Origin of the sequence: Microbacterium fluminis, assembly GCF_051549805.1 — a bacterium.
Lineage (GTDB): Bacteria > Actinomycetota > Actinomycetes > Actinomycetales > Microbacteriaceae > Microbacterium.
The window spans coordinates 1,103,327-1,120,407 of record NZ_CP196042.1; the positions used below are offsets into that span (position 1 = coordinate 1,103,327).

At 72.0% G+C, this 17,081-nt stretch carries 17 protein-coding genes; 9 read left to right on the forward strand and 8 right to left on the reverse strand.

Going from position 1 to position 17,081, the window contains the following annotated elements; genetic code table 11:
- Positions 1-216: 216 nt before the first annotated feature.
- Positions 217-819, forward strand: a complete 603-nt coding sequence (locus ACSJDX_RS05290) for an acyltransferase (protein ID WP_438354517.1) — start codon at positions 217-219, stop codon at positions 817-819.
- A 22-nt stretch (positions 820-841) separates the two neighbouring features.
- Here ACSJDX_RS05290 and ACSJDX_RS05295 read toward each other — a convergent pair whose 3' ends face one another.
- Complete coding sequence (locus ACSJDX_RS05295; RefSeq protein WP_438354518.1) at positions 842-1,984, reverse strand: glycosyltransferase; 1,143 nt, start codon at positions 1,982-1,984, stop codon at positions 842-844.
- Between the two features lie 145 nt (positions 1,985-2,129).
- Here ACSJDX_RS05295 and ACSJDX_RS05300 point away from each other — a divergent pair, with 145 nt between their 5' ends.
- The 6 genes from ACSJDX_RS05300 to ACSJDX_RS05325 all read left to right on the forward strand — a co-directional run bounded on the left by ACSJDX_RS05300 (position 2,130) and on the right by ACSJDX_RS05325 (position 8,872).
- Positions 2,130-2,390, forward strand: a complete 261-nt coding sequence (locus tag ACSJDX_RS05300) for a glutaredoxin family protein (RefSeq protein WP_438354519.1) — start codon at positions 2,130-2,132, stop codon at positions 2,388-2,390.
- Between the two features lie 94 nt (positions 2,391-2,484).
- Positions 2,485-3,276 (forward strand): tryptophan 2,3-dioxygenase, encoded by a 792-nt coding sequence (locus ACSJDX_RS05305; RefSeq protein ID WP_438354939.1) that lies wholly within the window; start codon positions 2,485-2,487, stop codon positions 3,274-3,276.
- Positions 3,273-4,238, forward strand: coding sequence for a hypothetical protein (locus tag ACSJDX_RS05310; protein ID WP_438354520.1), 966 nt, complete (start codon positions 3,273-3,275; stop codon positions 4,236-4,238). Before ACSJDX_RS05305 ends, ACSJDX_RS05310 begins: the two co-directional genes overlap by 4 nt.
- Positions 4,225-5,475 (forward strand): kynureninase, encoded by a 1,251-nt coding sequence (locus ACSJDX_RS05315; protein WP_438354521.1) that lies wholly within the window; start codon positions 4,225-4,227, stop codon positions 5,473-5,475. The genes ACSJDX_RS05310 and ACSJDX_RS05315 overlap by 14 nt, the downstream gene beginning before the upstream one ends.
- Before the next feature lie 29 nt (positions 5,476-5,504).
- The gene (locus ACSJDX_RS05320; protein WP_438354522.1) at positions 5,505-7,244 is read left to right on the forward strand and encodes an aldehyde dehydrogenase family protein; all 1,740 of its coding nucleotides are present in this window, start codon (positions 5,505-5,507) and stop codon (positions 7,242-7,244) included.
- Positions 7,241-8,872 carry a GMC family oxidoreductase gene (locus ACSJDX_RS05325; protein WP_438354523.1) on the forward strand — a complete coding sequence of 544 codons (1,632 nt, stop codon included), beginning with the start codon at positions 7,241-7,243 and terminating at the stop codon, positions 8,870-8,872. Before ACSJDX_RS05320 ends, ACSJDX_RS05325 begins: the two co-directional genes overlap by 4 nt.
- Here the strand turns inward: ACSJDX_RS05325 and pip are convergent.
- Both pip and ypfJ read right to left on the reverse strand, forming a co-directional pair.
- Positions 8,869-9,846: a prolyl aminopeptidase gene (gene pip, locus ACSJDX_RS05330; RefSeq protein ID WP_438354524.1), complete on the reverse strand. Its 978-nt coding sequence runs from the start codon at positions 9,844-9,846 to the stop codon at positions 8,869-8,871. The genes ACSJDX_RS05325 and pip overlap by 4 nt on opposite strands.
- Entirely contained in the window at positions 9,843-10,721 is an 879-nt protein-coding gene (ypfJ, locus tag ACSJDX_RS05335) for a KPN_02809 family neutral zinc metallopeptidase (RefSeq protein WP_438354525.1), read from the reverse strand. Before ypfJ ends, pip begins: the two co-directional genes overlap by 4 nt.
- Before the next feature lie 78 nt (positions 10,722-10,799).
- On the opposite strand from ypfJ, the gene ACSJDX_RS05340 reads away from it, so the two are divergent.
- A complete protein-coding gene (locus ACSJDX_RS05340; RefSeq protein WP_438354526.1) occupies positions 10,800-12,557 on the forward strand; it encodes a cation:proton antiporter in 1,758 nt (585 codons plus the stop codon).
- A gap of 182 nt (positions 12,558-12,739) precedes the next feature.
- The gene (locus tag ACSJDX_RS05345) at positions 12,740-13,207 is read left to right on the forward strand and encodes a recombinase family protein (RefSeq protein ID WP_438354527.1); all 468 of its coding nucleotides are present in this window, start codon (positions 12,740-12,742) and stop codon (positions 13,205-13,207) included.
- A gap of 14 nt (positions 13,208-13,221) precedes the next feature.
- On the opposite strand, the gene ACSJDX_RS05350 is transcribed toward ACSJDX_RS05345, so the two are convergent.
- The 5 genes from ACSJDX_RS05350 to ACSJDX_RS05370 form a co-directional block, all read right to left on the reverse strand.
- Positions 13,222-13,620, reverse strand: coding sequence for an LppA family lipoprotein (locus tag ACSJDX_RS05350; protein WP_438354528.1), 399 nt, complete (start codon positions 13,618-13,620; stop codon positions 13,222-13,224).
- A gap of 92 nt (positions 13,621-13,712) precedes the next feature.
- Positions 13,713-15,101, reverse strand: a complete 1,389-nt coding sequence (locus ACSJDX_RS05355; protein WP_438354529.1) for an alpha/beta hydrolase — start codon at positions 15,099-15,101, stop codon at positions 13,713-13,715.
- Positions 15,102-15,106: 5 nt separating this feature from the next.
- The gene (locus ACSJDX_RS05360; protein WP_438354530.1) at positions 15,107-15,583 is read right to left on the reverse strand and encodes a hypothetical protein; all 477 of its coding nucleotides are present in this window, start codon (positions 15,581-15,583) and stop codon (positions 15,107-15,109) included.
- A gap of 18 nt (positions 15,584-15,601) precedes the next feature.
- The gene (locus tag ACSJDX_RS05365; protein WP_438354531.1) at positions 15,602-16,639 is read right to left on the reverse strand and encodes a hypothetical protein; all 1,038 of its coding nucleotides are present in this window, start codon (positions 16,637-16,639) and stop codon (positions 15,602-15,604) included.
- 141 nt (positions 16,640-16,780) lie between these two features.
- Positions 16,781-17,050: a WXG100 family type VII secretion target gene (locus tag ACSJDX_RS05370; RefSeq protein WP_438354532.1), complete on the reverse strand. Its 270-nt coding sequence runs from the start codon at positions 17,048-17,050 to the stop codon at positions 16,781-16,783.
- Positions 17,051-17,081 lie beyond the last annotated feature (31 nt).

Genomic DNA, 17,081 nt, shown 5'->3' on the forward strand with positions numbered 1-17,081 from the left:
GAATCCCCTACGCCTCGTATCGGCGCGTCGGCGATCCCCATCGCTTACGTGCTCGAGTCCCCGAGTGCCAATACATCCCCATGCGGCACGTCGGAAGACTTCCCCGCGAGGACTCTACCGGGTCGAGCCTGTGATGTCACCTGGCAGATTGCCGAACGCTGCGTCGCACCCGCCGTAGGCTGGTCCCGTCGCCCGCCACGCCCTTCGGAGGTCTCCGTGAACGCATCCGCCGCCCCTGTCGTCCAGGCATCCGCCGACGTCGCCGACTCCGCCGTGCTGGGAGCCGGCACGCGCGTCTGGCACCTCGCGCAGGTCCGCGAGGGCGCGACGCTCGGCATCGACTGCAACATCGGCCGCGGCGCCTACATCGGCCCCGACGTGGTGCTCGGCGACGGCTGCAAGATCCAGAACTACGCGCTCGTGTACGAGCCGGCGCGCCTCGGCGACGGCGTGTTCATCGGGCCGGCCGCGGTGCTAACGAACGACGAGTTCCCGCGGGCGATCAACCCCGACGGCTCGCCCAAGAGCGCCGACGACTGGCACGCGGTCGGCGTGACGATCGGCCGCGGCGCGGCGATCGGCGCCCGAGCGGTGTGCATCGCGCCGGTCACGGTCGGCGAGTGGGCGCTCGTCGCGGCCGGTGCCGTCGTGGCGAAGGACGTTCCCGACTACGCGCTGGTCGTCGGGGTGCCGGCGAAGCGCATCGGCTGGGTCGGCAAGGCCGGCAAGCCGCTCGTCCTGCAGGACGGCGCGTGGGTGTGCCCTGTCTCGGGCGACCGCTACCTCGAGACCGACGGGGTGCTCGCGCCGGAGGCGTGAGGCGACCCGCCGGAGGCGCGGCTCAGAGCTCGCCCGGGGCCATCGCCTGCTCGTCGATGTCGCGCAGGACCTCGCGCACGCGACTGGTCTTGGCCGCGCGGCGCGGCGCGTACACCACGAGCGAGTGGAAGAGGAATCGCACGAAGAACGCCACGACGAGCGTGATCGCGGTCGCGAGCACGGCCGAGATGTGCCCGCCGGTGACCATCAGCGCCATCACGGGGATGCGGATGATCAGCTCGACGTTGTTGAACGTGAACGACTTCGCGAAGCGGGACCAGACACCGGATGCCTCGTTGCGCATGTCCTGGAAGACGAAGCGCTCCTGCAGCACGAAGTTGGCGAGGATCGTGATCTCGGCGGCGATGATCGCCGACGCGATGTAGTTGATGCCCAGGTGGGTCAGCGCCCACACGATGAAGATGTTGGCGAGCGCGCCGAGGCCGCCGATGATCGCGAAGAGCGACATCTTGCCGAAGCGCAGCGCGGTCAGCTGCAGCAGGAAGTGCAGACCCTGGGTGAAGGACGCCTTCGAGTCGCCGGCGAAGCGGTCGGCGAACGAGAACGGCACCTCGGCCACGCGCATGCTCTTGCGCGCGAGGATCTCGAGCAGGATCTTGAACCCGCGCGGCTTGAGCTCCTCGACGTCGAGCGCCCGGCGGTCGACGAGGAAGAACCCGGTCATCGGGTCGGACACGCCCTTGAGGCGGATCGGGAACATCGCCTTCGTCAGCGCGGTCGACGACTTCGACACCATCACGCGGGTCTGGTCGGCCAGCCCGTGATGCTCGCCGCCGTCGATGTAGCGCGAGGCCACGACGAGGTCGACGTCGCCCTGTGCGTAGCGCGAGAAGAGCTTCGGGATGTCCTCGGGCGGATGCTGCAGATCGCCGTCCATCACGAGGCAGGCGTCGTACGTCGCCGCCGCGATACCGGTCATCACGGCGCCGCCGAGCCCGCCGCTGCGGTCGGTGCGGTGGATGAGCTTCACCGGGACGGACGCCGCATCGGCGACCTCCCGGATCGTGTCGGGCGTCGTGTCGGTGCTGTCATCGACGAAGATGATCTCGACATCGGAACCGGCGGTCGCCGCGGTCACACGACGAACGAGCTCCGCGATGTTGGGAGCTTCGTTGAAAGTGGGGACGACGACAGAGAGTTGCATCGTGTCCATGGTGGCATGCCCACCCCTCCCGCATCGAGTCGAGATGCCTGTCCATAGCGTTAACACAGGTGATGTCGGGGACTCTCCCACCCTCGTCCCACCTCCCCCGGAGCCCTCCCCGCGGGGTTCTCGTACGCTGGAAGGCATGACTTCCGCTCCCGAGACCATCACGATGTTCGGCGCCGACTGGTGTCGCGACTGCATCCGCACGAAGAAGCAGCTCGACGCCCTCGGCGTGCAGTACACCTACGTCGACCTGGTCGCCGACCCCTCCGCCGCCGACGTGGCGAAGGAGATCTCCGGGCGCACGAACATCCCGGTCGTCGTGTATCCGGACGCGAGCCATCATGTCGAGCCGACCAACGCCGACGTGGAGTCGAAGCTGCGCGAGCTCGCCCTCATCTGAGCCGCCTCCCCGCGGGTAGGCTCGCGCTGTGGACGGCGTCGAAGCGAACACCCGGTCGATCGAGGGATCGGTGGTCACCGACTTCGCCGATCGCATGAGCTACGGCGGATACCTCGATCTCGGGACGCTCCTGTCGGCGCAGCGCCCGCTCAGCGATCCCGAGCACCACGACGAGCTGCTGTTCATCGTGCAGCACCAGACCACGGAGCTGTGGCTGAAGCTGATCCTGCACGAGCTGGGTGCCGCCCGCGCCTTCCTGCGCGCCGACGATCTGCCGCCCGCCCTGAAGGCTCTGGCCCGCGTCAAGCACATCCTCGCGACCCTCACGGACCAGTGGTCGGTGCTGGCGACGCTGACCCCCGCCGAGTACGCGCAGTTCCGCGGAGTGCTCGGAAACGCGAGCGGCTTCCAATCGGCGCAGTACCGGGCGGTGGAGTTCACGCTGGGCAACAAGAACGCCGGGATGCTGCGCGTGTTCGCCGCGGATCCGGCCGCCTCCGCGCTGGTCACGGCCGCCTGGGAGGCCCCGAGCCTCTACGACGAGTTCCTCCGGATGCTGGCCCGTGCCGGGTACGACATCCCCGAGGCCGTCCTGACCCGCGACGTCACGACGGCGTGGACGTTCACCCCGGAGCTCGTGCCGGTGTTCGCCGCGGTCTACGCCGACCCCGGCGCGCACTGGGCGGCCTATGAGACGTGCGAGGAGCTCGTCGACCTCGAGGACGACTTCCAGCTGTGGCGCTTCCGGCATCTCAAGACGGTCGAGCGGATCATCGGCTTCAAGACGGGCACCGGTGGATCCAGCGGCGTGCCGTTCCTGCAGCGCGCGCTCTCGCTCACGTTCTTCCCCGAGCTGTTCGCGGTACGGACCGAGATCGGCCGATGAACCGCGAGCACGTCGCCGCCCTCCTCGGCCCGACCGCGCGGGTCGTCCGTCGCGCGCTCACGGGCGAGCACGGCATCGCGCTCCCGCCCCTCACCGATCATCACGTCCACTCGCACCTCGTCGACGTCGCCGCCCTCCCGCGCGGCGGCGTGGCGGCCGTCCTCGATCTCGGCGGGGATCCGCTCGCCCTGTTCCGCGCGGGACGGAGCGGTATGCCGCATCGGGAGTACGCCGGCGCCTTCATCACCGCCCCGGGCGGCTATCCGGTGGCACGCGACTGGGCGCCGCCCGAGAGCGTGCGCGAAGTGATCGGATCACTCGGCGCGGGGGTCGCGGGCAGCGCCGAGACCGCGGTCGACGAGCAGGTGGAGTTCGGGGCATCCGTCATCAAGGTCGCCCTCCACGCCGACGCCGGACCGGTCTTCGACACCGCCACGCTGCGGGCGATCGTCGTGCGCGCGCACTCTCGCGGGCTGCCGGTGGTGGCGCACGTGCAGGGCGCCGGGATGCCTCGGCTCGCCCTCGTCACCGGCGTCGACGTGCTCGCGCACACGCCGTTCACCGAGACGCTCGACGGCGGGCTGGTCGCGGCGGCGATCCTGGCCGGGCAGGCGTGGATCTCGACGCTGTCCATCCACGACGACGCCGGCACCGCGCACGCCGTGGCCAACCTCGCCCGGTTCGCCGGCGCGGGCGGGCGGGTGCTCTACGGCACCGACCTCGGCAACGGCGTGCAGCCGCTGGGCGTCAACCCGCGCGAGGTCGCCTTCCTGGGCGAGGCGGGCGTGCGGGGCGCGGCGCTGGTCGCCGCGCTCACCGACCCGCTGCCGCGCCCGGCGCCGGTGCACGGGGTGGCGACGTTCGTGCCCGGTGGCGCACCGGAGGGTGAGGACGATGTGGCGGAATGGCTCACCGCGGCGACGGTGGTGCCGGAGGAGGAGCTCGTCGATGACGGACACTGACCGCGCCGCAGCACTGGAGGCGGAGGCATCCGCCCTCGACGCGGCCGATGCGCTCCGCGGGTTCCGCGACCGGTTCGTCGGGGCCGACAGCCCGCTGGTGTACTTCGACGGCAACTCGCTCGGCCGCCCGCCCGCCGCCACCGCCGAACGACTCGCCCGCTTCGTGACCGAGGAGTGGGGCGGACGGCTGATCCGCGGCTGGGACGAGTCGTGGATGGGGCTGCCGTTCGCGATCGGCGACGAGATCGGCCGGGTCGCGCTGGGCGCGGCGCCGGGGCAGACCGTGATCGGCGACTCGACGACGGTGCTGCTCTACAAGCTCGTGCGGGCCGCATACGCCGAACGGCATGCTGCGGATGCCGCCCGGACCGAGATCGTGGTCGATCGCGACAACTTCCCCACCGACCGCTACCTGGTCGACGGGATCGCCCGTGAGGCCGGCGCCACGGTGCGCTGGATCGAGGTCGATCGTGCCGGCGGGGTCGAGCCCGACGACCTGCGCGCGGCGGTCGGTCCGGCGACGGCCGTCGTGCTCCTCAGCCACGTCGCGTACCGCTCCGGCCACCTCGCCGACGCCGCCGCCCTCACCGCGATCGCCCACGACGCCGGCGCGCTCGTCGTGTGGGACCTGTGCCACTCGGCCGGCTCGGTGCCGGTGCGCGCCGACGCCGACGGGTTCGACCTCGCCGTGGGGTGCACGTACAAGTACCTGGGCGGCGGACCGGGCTCGCCCGCGTTCGGATACGTCGCGGAGCGGCATCAGGCCGCTCTGGCACAGCCGATCCAGGGGTGGATGGGCACCGCCGACGTCTTCGCGATGGGTCCCGACTACTCCCCCGCCGACGGGATGCGCCGGTTCCTGTCGGGCACCCCGCCGATCGTGGGCATGCTGGCGATGCAGGACACCCTGGCGATGCTGGCCGAAGCGGGCATCGACGCGGTGCGGACGAAGTCGATCGCGCTCACATCGTTCGCGATCCAGGTCGCCGACGCGCTGCTCGCGCCCCTGGGCGTGACCGTCGCCTCCCCCCGCGAATCCGCTCGGCGCGGCGGGCACGTCACGCTGTCGCACCCGACGATGCGGTCGGTCACCGCCGACCTGTGGCGGCAGGACGTGATCCCCGACTACCGCGATCCCGATGGTCTGCGGATCGGGCTCTCGCCGCTGTCCACCTCGTTCGCCGAGACGCTCGCGGGACTGCGGGCGGTCGAGGCATCCGTCCGCGCCCGCACCTAGGCTGAGAAGCCCGCACGAAGGAGAGCGCCGTGGCCGTTCGAACCGACCTCCCCGCCGACGAGCGCGAGCGGATCGACGCCGCCCTCGCCCAGCTCGGCAGGGGCGCGCGGGCGTGGCCGCACCTCACGCCGGGTCAGCGCGCACGCCTCCTCGAGCGCCTGCACGACACCGTCTCGGCCGCCGCCGAGGACTGGGCCGACACCGCGTCGCTGTCGAAGGGGCTCGAGCCCGGGCATCCGCTCCGCGGCGAGGAGTGGCTCTCCGGGCCCTACGCCGCGCTCGTCGCCCTCGACGCCTACCGCACCTCGCTCGCCGCGCTGGCGGCGGGGCGCAGTCCGCTTGATGGGGTGCGCATCGACGAGGCTCCGGGCGGACGCGTGCGCGCCCATACGTTCCCGACGAGCGCCGTCGACGGCCTGCTGCTGTCGGGCTACACCGGCGAGGTGTGGTTCGCGCCGGGCGTCACCGCCGCGCACGCGCGTCGCACGGCCGGCCTCGGGCAGCTGCACCCGACCGCGCCCGCCGAGATCGGTCTGGTGCTCGGCGCGGGCAACATCACCTCCATCCCGGTGCTCGACGTGCTGTACGAACTGCTCGCGCACAACCGCGTCGCGATCCTCAAGGTCAACCCCACGCAGGACGCGCTCGTGCCCGTCTTCGAGCGCGCACTCGCGCCGCTGATCGAGACGGGCCTGCTGCGCATCGTGACGGGCGGCGGCGACGTGGGCGCGTATCTGACGAGGCATCCGGATGTCTCGCACGTGCACATCACCGGATCGGCGGCCACCTTCGACCACATCGTGTGGGGGACGGGCGGGGTCGCCACGCGCCGCCGCCGCGAGGGCCGCCCGGCGCTGACCACGCCGATCACCGCCGAGCTCGGCGGTGTCTCGCCGATCATCGTGGTGCCGGGCGCGTGGACCGCCGCCGACCTCGCGTTCCACGCCGAGCACGTCGCCACGATGCGCCTGCAGAACAGTGGCCACAACTGCATCGCCGGTCAGGTGGTCATCGTCAGCGCCGACTGGCCGCAGCGCGCGGCCTTCCTCGACGCCCTGCGCGCCGCCTACGACCGCACGCCGCAACGGCCGGTGTGGTACCCGAAGAGCGACGAGCGGATGGATGCCGCGGCGACGGCCTACCCCGACGCGCGGTGGAGTGCGGGGCACAGCCGCGCGATCGTCGAGCTCGGCCCGGACGACGATGCGACGCCCCTCGAGACCACGGAGTACTTCGCGCCCGTGCTGGGTGTGGTGGCGCTCCCGGGGAACGGCCAGGAGTTCCTCGACGCCGCCGTCGCGCACGCCAACGAGCGGCTCACCGGAACCCTCGGCGCCAACGTGCTGGTCGACCCGGTGACGCAGGACGCGCTCGGCGACGGGTTCGAGCGGGCGATCGCCGACCTGCGCTACGGCGCGATCGCGGTCAACACGTGGACGGCGTTCGCGTTCCTCACCCCGACGCTCACCTGGGGCGCATTCCCGGGCGCGACGATCGACGACGTGGGCAGCGGCATCGGCGTCGTGCACAACGCGTTCCTGCTCGACGGCGTCGAGCGCTCGGTCGCGCGCGGACCGTTCCGTCCGTTCCCGCGGTCGCTGAGGCATCCGCGGTCCTTCCGTCCGTCACGGCGCAGTGTGCTGCCCAAGCCGCCGTGGTTCGTCACGTCGCGCACGGGCGCCGCGGTGAGCGAGGGGTTCACCCGCTTCCGCATGGACGGCGACTGGGCGCGGCTGTCCGTGACGCTCGCGAAGGCGTTCGGCGCATGAGCACGCGGGCGCTGGCTGCCGACTACGTGATCGTGGGCGCCGGATCCGCGGGGGCCGCGCTGGCCGCGCGGTTGAGCGAGGATCCGGCCGTGGAGGTGCTGCTGCTGGAGGCCGGCGGCCCCGACAGGGCGCTCGAGCTGCACGTGCCGGCGGCATTCTCGAAGCTCTTCCGCGGCCCGTACGACTGGGGCTACGACACCGTCCCGCAGCCGGCGCTCGAGGACCGCACGATCTTCTGGCCGCGGGGGAAGACCCTCGGCGGCTCGTCGTCGCTCAACGCGATGATGTGGGTGCGCGGGTTCGCCGCCGACTACGACGGCTGGGCCGAGACCGCCGGAGAGCGGTGGTCGTGGGAGTCGCTCGTCCCCTACTTCCTGCGGGTCGAGCGCACCGAGGATCCGGCCGACCCGACGCAGGGCACCGCGGGGCCGCAGTCCGTCGAGCGCCAGCGCGACCCGCGCCCCCATACGGCGGCCTTCCTGCGGGCCGCGGCCGAGGCGGGGCATCCGGTCACCGCCGCGAACCTGCCGGCGGGTCAGGGCTTCACCGAGACGCGGGTGTCGCAGCACCGCGGCGCCCGCGCGTCGACGGCGGACGCCTACCTGCGCCCCGCCGCGCGGCGGAAGAACCTGCGGGTGGTCACCGGCGCCTTCGTGCGGCGGGTGACGTTCGAGACGGTGCTCGGGGCCGCCCCGCGCGCAACGGGCGTGTACGTCGAGATCGACCGCATCACGCGGCACGCGCTCGCCCGGCGCGAGGTGATCCTCGCCGGCGGCGCGATCAACACGCCGCAGCTGCTGATGCTGAGCGGCATCGGACCCACCGCGCACCTCGCCGAGCGCGGCATCCCGGTGCTCGTCGACGCTTCCGAAGTCGGTGAGAACCTGCAGGACCACCTGGTGGCGGGCCTCGCCCCGGCCGCGCGCGGCGGCACCCTCTACGGCGCGGAGAAGCCGGCCCAGCTGGCCGCCTACCTCACCCAGCGACGCGGGATGCTGACCTCCAACGTCGCCGAGGCGTACGGCTTCGTGCGCACCGGAGTGGATGCGGACATCCCCGCCGAGCTCCCCGACATCGAGATCATCTTCGCCGCCGCGCCGTACGTGGGCGAGGGACTCGTGCCGCTGCCCGCCGAAGGCATCACGGTCGGCGCGATCCTGCTGCGGCCGCGCAGCCGCGGCACGATCCGGCTGGCCTCGTCCGACCCGCACGACAAGGCGGTCATCGATCCGCGCTACCTGTCCGACCCCGACGGCGTGGATGCCGCGACGATGCTGGCCGGTCTCGCCGCGTGCGAGGAGCTCGTCGCGACCGACGCGCTGCGCGCGGTCACCACGGGTGGCTGGGTGCAGCCGGAGGGCGGCGAGGGCATGACGCCGGCCGAGCGCGCCGAGATGTCGCTGCGCCGCTACTCGCACACGCTCTACCACCCGGTGGGGACCGCACGGATGGGGACCGACGAGGCATCCGTCGTCGATCCCGAGCTGCGGGTGCGCGGCGTGACGGGGCTGCGGGTGGCGGATGCCTCGGTCATGCCCACGCTCATCCGCGGGCACACCAACGCGCCCGCGATCGTGATCGGCGAGGTCGCCGCCGACCTCCTCCGCGCGGCCGCGTCCGCCGTCTAGGACGCGGCGAAGCGGTCGGTCGCCGCCACGAGCGCCGCGGCGATGCCCGGCTCGGTGGCGGAGTGCCCGGCGTCGTCGACGATCACCAGCTCCGCCTCCGGCCACGCACGGTGCAGATCCCACGCGGTCATGATCGGCGTGCACACGTCGTAGCGGCCCTGCACGATGACGGCGGGGATGCCGCGCAGCCGTCCCGCGTTCGCGATGAGCTGCCCCTCCTCGAACCAGCCGCCGTGCATGAAGTAGTGGTTCTCGATGCGGGCGAACGCGGTCGCGGTCGCGGCATCCGTCATCGTCCTCACCAGGCGGCGGTCGGGACGGAGCGTGAGGGTCGAGGCCTCCCAGGTCGTCCAAGCCATCGCGGCCGGTCCGTGCACCGCCGGATCGGGGTCGCTGAGCCGCCGGTGGTAGGCCTCGATCATGCGCGAGCGCTCGAGCACCGGGATGGGCCGGATGAACTCCTCCCACAGGTCGGGGAAGATCGCCGACGCCCCGCCCTCGTAGAACCACTCCAGCTCGTGACGACGCAGCGTGAAGATGCCGCGCAGCACCAGCTCGGCGACCGACTCGGGGTGGGTCTGCGCGTAGGCGAGCGCGAGGGCGCTCCCCCACGACCCTCCGACCACCTGCCAGCAGGCGATGCCGAGGTTGCGGCGCAGCAGCTCGATGTCGGCCACGAGATGCCACGTCGTGTTGAAGCGCAGGTCGGCGTCGGGGTCGCTGGCGTGCGGGGTGCTGCGCCCGCAGCCGCGCTGGTCCAGCAGCACGATGCGGTACCGCTCCGGATCGAACAGCTGCCGCTGCCACGGCGAGGTGCCGCCGCCGGGGCCGCCGTGCAGGAACACGACGGGCTTGCCCTCGGGGTTGCCGCTCTGCTCCCAGTAGATGCGCTGGCCGTCGCCGGCGAGCAGGTATCCCGTCTCGTACGGCTTGATCGGCGGATAGAGGGCGTCGATCTTCTTCGGATTGGTCACAGGCTCCTCCCCGGAACCGAGAAGGTGTCGCAGGCGTTCACGCCGCCCTGATAGCCGGCCGCGAACCAGCGCTGCCGCTGGTCGCTCGAGCCGTGCGTCCAGCTCTCCGGGTTCACGGCGCCGCCGGACTGCTGCTGGATGTGGTCGTCGCCCACGGCGGCCGCAGCGGCGAGCGCGTCGTTGATCTGCGCCTGCGTGACCGGCTGGAGGTACGCGGTGCCGCTCGCATCCTTCACCTGCGCGGCATCCGCCACCCAGGCGCCGGCGAAGCAGTCGGCCTGCAGCTCGGTGCGCACGCCGTTGCTGTCGGGGCCGGTGCCGTTGTCGGGATGGTCGCGCATCACGCCCACGAGGTTCTGCACGTGGTGCCCGTACTCGTGCGCGAGCACGTACATCTGCGCCAGCGATCCGGCGTCGGTGCCGAACTGCTGGCGGAGCAGACCGAAGAAGGCGGGGTCGATGTAGACGGTCTCCTCGGGCGGACAGTAGAACGGCCCGGTGGCGTTGGAGGCGGTGCCGCACCGGGTCGAGGTGGATCCGTCGACGATGATCAGCTGCGGCTGACGGTAGCCGTCGAGGCTCTGCGTCCAGAAGGTGTCGATGACGACGGATGCCGCGACCAGCCGGCACTCGTCGCTCGCGTTGGCCTCGGCGCCGGTGGTGCAGTTCGTGATCGCCTGCCCGCCGGCTCCGCCGCCCTGGCCCTGGTCGGCGGCGCCCCCGCCGAGGAGCCCGGTGAGGTCCGTGCCGGTGAACAGCGAGATCAGCAGCACGGCGATCCCCACGAGTCCGACCCCGCCTCCGGCGATGGCGACGCCGGCACCGCGGCGACGGGCCGTGGTCTTGCCGATGCGGGCATCGTCGTTGAATGTCATGTGGTCACGGTACCGGCACGCCCGCCCTCGCGCCTGCACCGCGGTGTGCGGGACAGGGGCCCGCAATAGGCTCGGGGGATGCTCGACTCGCTGCTCATCGCGCTGGCGTTCATCGTCGTGATCGCCCTCGTGAGCGCGATCGCACCACGCCTGGGCGTCGCCAGTCCCCTGATCCTGGTCGCGATCGGCGGCGCGGTGAGCCTGCTGCCGTTCGTGCATCTCGAGCCGATCAACCCCGAGATCATCCTGGTCGGGGTTCTCCCCCCGCTGCTGTACTCCTCGGCGGTGTCCCTCCCGGCGATCGAGTTCCGCCGCGATTTCCGCCCGATCGCGGGGCTGTCGGTCGTGCTGGTGCTCGTCAGCTCGGTCGCCCTCGGATTCTTCTTCTACTGGGCGATCCCCGGTCTCGGACTGCCGCTCGCGATCGGCCTCGGCGCGATCCTCAGCCCGACGGATGCCGTCGCCACCACCATCGCGAAGCGTCTGGGCATCGCCCCGCGCGTCATCACGATGGTCGAGGGCGAGAGCCTGCTCAACGACGCCACCGCGCTGGTGGTGCTGCGCACCGCCGTCGCCGCGTTCGTCGCCGGCACCCTGTCCTTCGGCGAAGCGGTCGGATCGTTCGCGTGGGGCGTGTTCCTCGCGCTCATCGTCGGCGGCATCGTGGGCTGGCTCAACCTGCGGGTGCGCGAGCGGGTCTCGCACTCCGCGGCCAACACCGCGATCAGCTTCGTGGTGCCGTTCGCCGCGTACCTCCCCACCGAGCACTTTGGCGGGTCGGGGCTGGTCGCTGCGGTGGTCGCCGGCATCGTCACGGGTCAGGGCGCGGTGCGGCGGTTCACCCCCGAGCAGAGACTCTCCGACGAGCTGAACTGGCGCACGATCGAGCTCATGCTGGAGGGCGCGGTCTTCCTCGTGATGGGCCTCGAGCTCAAGGACATCGTCATCGCGAACTTCCGCGACCATCAGGGCCTCGGCCGTGCGGCGTCGCTCGCCGCGGTGGCCTTCGTCATCCTCATCGCGGTGCGCGCCGGCTACGTGTCGTGGCTGATCTGGCGCCAGAGCGTGCGCGCCCGCCGGCACGGCGAGCGACGGGAGCGGATCGACGGGTTCTCCGACAGGTTCGAGGCGATCGTGGCCTCCCCCGAGGCATCCGCCACCCAGCCGCGGGGGCGCCGGGTGCCCGCGGACCCCGAACGGCGGGAGAGGTGGCTCGCCCGCACCCGCCGTCGGGTGTCGCGCATGGTCGCCGACCTCGACTACTACCAGTCCGCGCCCCTGGGCTGGCGGCACGGCGCGATCATCGTGTGGGCGGGGATGCGCGGAGTGGTCACACTCGCCGCCGCGCAGACCCTGCCCACCGACGCCCCCGAGCGGCCCCTGCTGGTGTTCGTCGCGTTCCTGATCGCGACCGGAAGCCTCGTGCTGCAGGGGCTCACCCTTCCGGGGGTGGCACGGATGCTGAAGCTCACCGGATCCGGACGCGTCGGGCCGACGGCCGAGGAGCAGAAGGCTCTCGATCTCGAGCTGCGCGACGCCGCGGCATCCGCGCTCACCGGTGACGCGGTCGCGATCGTACGGCGGGATGGGACGGACTTCCCGGAGGGGCTCGTGCAGTCGGCGGGGGCGCGTTTCACCGCTCCCCCCGACGACGACACCACCGCACGGGCGCGCGACCTCATCGAGCTGCGGCTCGCGATGATCGGGGTGATGCGCCGGCGACTGAACGAGCTGTCGTCCGAGGGCACCTTCAGCACCGCCGCGCTGCGGCACGCGCTGGCGGAGCTCGACGCCGACGAGATCAGCATCCAGCTGCGGCTCGGCGACGAGGACTGACGCGCACGGTCGTCGCGACGGCGGGCTCGGCATCCGTTCGTCCTCGACGAACGGTCACGACTCGCCGCATCGGCACGCACCCGCGCGGCGAGTCGTGACCGTTCGATGGAGCACGCCGATGCCAAGGGGGCCGACGACGCCTCCGGTTCGGGGCACAATGGGAGGGAGGGTAGGGGGCGCGCATGGGCGACGCGACGGAGCTGACGCAGACGGATGCCGCGGGCACGGCCCTGACGAGCCCGCTGCACCTGCCGCATCCCGCGGCCGAGTGCCCGAAGTGCTTCACCGAGCTGCAGAGCGACCGCAACTGGTGGCGCGCGCGGCCGGCCGGTTCACGCCTCGTGGGTCTGGTGATCTCGCGCGACGACATGCCCTCGATCAAGGAGCAGCGCGACGCGCTCACGCACTTCGGCGTGCCGATCGAGGGCTTCCGCCACCCGGCACCCGAGACCATGGAGAGCTGGGAGCAGCGGCTGGTGCGCCTGTTCGGCACGCTGCGCTCCGGCGACGTGCTGGTCGTGGCGACCGTGCACGCGCTGGGCCGCGACATCGACGAGGAGACCCGCACGGTCGCCGAACTGCATCGCCGCGGTGTCGTGGTGAAGGTGCTCGGCTCCGGCGGTCGGCACCTCTACGACGCCGGTCGCTGAGCGCGGCATCCGACTCAGTTCTTCGGGAGCGAGCCGGTCTCGTAGCTGAGGGTGACGTTCTTCATACCGCCGAGATTGAACGAGACGCCCCACGCATCACCGGCGACGTACTCGAAATCACCGGGGCGCGCCACGACGACGGCGAACCCATCGATGCCCGCCGCCGTCAGCACCTTGTCCGCGGCCTCGACCACACGATCGCGCGCCGCCGCGTCGTCGGCGAGCGGCACGTCGACGACCCAGATCGGCGAGGTCCTCCGAGTCTGCTCCGGAGCATCGCCACCCGACTGGCCGGCCGGACGACCCTCCGACCACGCCGCGCCCGGGTACTCCGCCACGACGATGTCCCGGATCTGCGCGGCCACCTGGTCGTACTTCGCCACGGCGACGTCGATCGACGGTGTGTCTGTCATGTCGTTACTCCTCGTGGTGCAGGACGCCAGAGCACCCGTGGTCAGCACGACCAGAAGTGCTGCCACAGCCCGGACGGATGGTGAGGTGCGCATCATCGAATCATCGCATCCTGGGCGCCGACGACCACGGCGGCGAGGTTCCGCTGGCTCGTGCTCCTGTCGACGAGATACTGCGAGTGCCGATCCCACGGAAAGCCCGACGGACCCGAGAGGTCGCCCTGCGCGGCCGTGCTGAGCGCCTGGACGCCGGGCATGTGCGTGGGAACGGGCCCGAAGTGCCCCGATCCCGCCACGGGGTCCCAGTCGGTCGCCAGCGCGTAGACGTGACCGGCGGGCACCTGGAGCTGGGCGCCGTCGTCGGCGCGGAGCCCCGGCGATCCGAAGACCGCGACATCGTCGAAGACATAGGTGCGCTGAGCAGCGAGGCTCGTCACGAGCGAGCCGTACGAGTGCCCGAGGCCGGAGAGGTGCGCATGCTCGTTGATCGCCCGCACTCCCTCGGAGAACGTCTCGAGGCGTGACGCACCCGCGATCGCGTCGGCATCGACGAGCACATCTCCTCCTTGGGGGGAGTCGTACCCCATCCACGTGATCATCGCGACGGTCTCGTCGCCTCTTCCCTCGCGAAGCAGGAGCCGTTCGCCCTCGGCGCGCAGCTGGTTCATCGAAGTGACCGCGTTCTGCACGCCCTGCGCGTTCGCGGTGTTCGACAGCAGACCCTGCGTGAACACGCCCACGTGATCGGCGGCGTCCACGTCTCCCGTGGCGAAGGCGACCTCGACCCGGCTGGTGCCGCGCGCGTCCAGGAGGAGCAGTGACAGCGAGGGATCTCCCGCGAGGATGGCGGCCGCGCTCACGAGACTCCGTCGACGTTCATCCCAGACCAGCCAGGCGGGGTTGAGACCCGCGCCGCCGTAGGGCACGCCCAGAGCCAGGTCGGTCCGTGTCCGCGGCGGCTCGCTCGCGGCGAGGCGATCCAGCTCTGTCGCGAGCACCGCACGATTGGCCTGGTCGCGCACCGCCGCCGGGATCCCGTCGAGCACGCCGAGCTGCTCGGGATGCGACGTCAGCAGCACCTTCCGCTGGAAGGGCGTGAGCGACTGCCACCAGGCCGAGACCTGCGCCGGGGTCGACCCGGTCGGCGGATGCTGCGCCGACCCTCCGATCGGTCCGCTCGCCGGGCCGCCGAGCGCGCCGAGGGAGCCACCGGATGCCGCGCTCGTCGACTCCTGCGCGTCGGCGTTGCGGCGCAGCACGGCGGCGGCCACGCGCAGGCGGTCGGCGGCGCCGGTCAGGCGCAGCGCGTGCGCCCCGTCCCACGATGCCCGGAAGGATGCCGCATCCTGCCCCGTCCACGGCGTGCGGGCCAGCTGCGCGCCGAGGTCGGTCCTCACGGCGGCGAGGCGGTCGGCGGAGCGATCGAGCTCGCTCGCGGCGGCGCGCAGCTGAGCGACATCCGCTCCGTACACGCCGCCGCCCATGGGAGTCAGACCGCGGCGATGCGGGTGCTGGCGATGATCCGGCGGATGACCGGCAGCGACTCCTCGACATCGGCGGGGCTCGCGGTACCCGTCACGCGCACCACGTCGGTGAACGGCCCGTTGCCGACGGCGGCGACGGCCACGACCTGCATGATCGTGCCCGCGGCCCCCGAGACGTAGGCGAACTCCGAGACGAACCACGACGCGCCGTCGAAGCTCACCTGTGCGGCGTCGACGGGAGCGACCTCCCGGAGCCCGGCGACCTCGGTCTGCAGCGCGTCCGCCGCGGTCGACAGCGTCACGTCACGGCCCGCGCGCGTGATGCCGACCACCACGTTCGGCGAGAACGCGTCGGGACCGCGCTCGTCCAGCACGGCCAGCACGGCGTCGACGACGGGCCGGGGCTCCCACCCCTCGGGGTACTCGAGGGTGATCGCCGGGTAGGCGGGGAACGACGGACCGGGGAAGGATGCCTGGGGCATGCGTGTCTCCTTCGGGCTTTAGAAGCCGAACAGTTTCTTGACGTCGGAGGCCATCTCGACCGGGCTGAACGAGATGGAGGGCTTGATGCTGAAGCCGACGCCGAGCGAGGCGCCGAGCTCGAATTCGAACTTCACCTTGTCGAGGCCGATGTCGGCGGTGACGGATGCCTCGGCCCCGATGCCCGCGCGCACGCCCGCCGTGACGCCGCCGGAGAGCCCCGCGACCTCGCCGCTGAGCGTGCCCTTGGCCTCGGCGCCGGCGAACCCGCCGAGCTTCGCGCCCGCCTCGAGACCGTCATCGGTGAGCTTGAGTCCCGCTCCCGCGTCGGCGCGCGCGCCGGCGAGCGCCTCGTAGCCGGCGCTCCCACTGGCCACGCCGAGCTCTGCGGTGAGCTTGTCCTCGGCCCATGCTCCGGCCTTGCCGGTGGCGAGCACGCCGAGCTCGACCTTCGCGGAACCGGGCTTCTCGATGTCCTTGTCGCCCCATTTGTCGCCGGTGAAGCCGCGGTTCTCGTCGCCGGAGAACGTGAAGTTGCCGCCGACCTGGCCCTTGGCGCCGACGCCGTAGTCGCCCTGCCGGTGCACGTCGACGCCGGCGACGTTCCAGTTGTCGTCGAACTGCGCGCTCGCGCCGACGCGGCCCTTGAGGCTGAGCGGCCCCGCCTCACCGTCGGCGCCGACGACGATCTTCGGCGAACCGTCCGGGGCGGCGACGCCGCCGCCGCCCTTGCCGGGGTTGGCGCCGGCCCCCGAGTGGCCACCGGGACCGGTGCCGGGCGCCGATCCTCCGGCGGCCGCGCTCGTGCGCTCCTGGTCGTCGGCGTTGGCCCGCAGGGTGCGTGCGGCCTCGCGCAGCCGGGCCGAGCCGTCCGCGATGCGGCGCGAGTAGTCGCTGCTCCAGTGCGAGCGGAAGGATGCCGCATCCGCTCCGTACCAGGGCGCGGATTCCAGCGCGCTGCCCAGCGTCGTCGAGATCGACGCGAGCCGCTCGGCGGCGCGGTCGAGCTCGGTCGCGGTGCCGCGCAGCTGCGCGACGTCTGCTCCGTACACCCCCACGGGCGGCATCCTCTCGTGTCGTGCGGTATCGCTCGTCGAGTGAACGAAGGGAGACGAAACGCGGTGACCGTCTCGCAGACGTCACCGCGTTTCGTCTCCGCGCTTCGCTCGTCGCTCGACGCTCGAAGCCGGTGAACCTGCTTACAGCGAGGAGGAGGTGCTCTCCTGCGCGGAGGCGTTCGAGGACGCCTTCTGCGAGGCGTCCTGCAGCGCGGTGATGACGTTCTTCAGGGCGGCGGTGTGCGAGCCCGACCAGTCGCTGCGGAACTGCTCGGCGTCGGGACCGGTCCACTGCGTGGAGTTGAGGAGGCTGGTGAGCGTGGTGAGGATGCCCTGGATGTCGCCCGCCTTGGTGTTGAGCTGGCTCGAGAGCTGGCGGACCTGCTGGACGTCAAGACCCCAAACGGCCATGGTGTACTCCTTCGTTTCGTGATGGTGATTC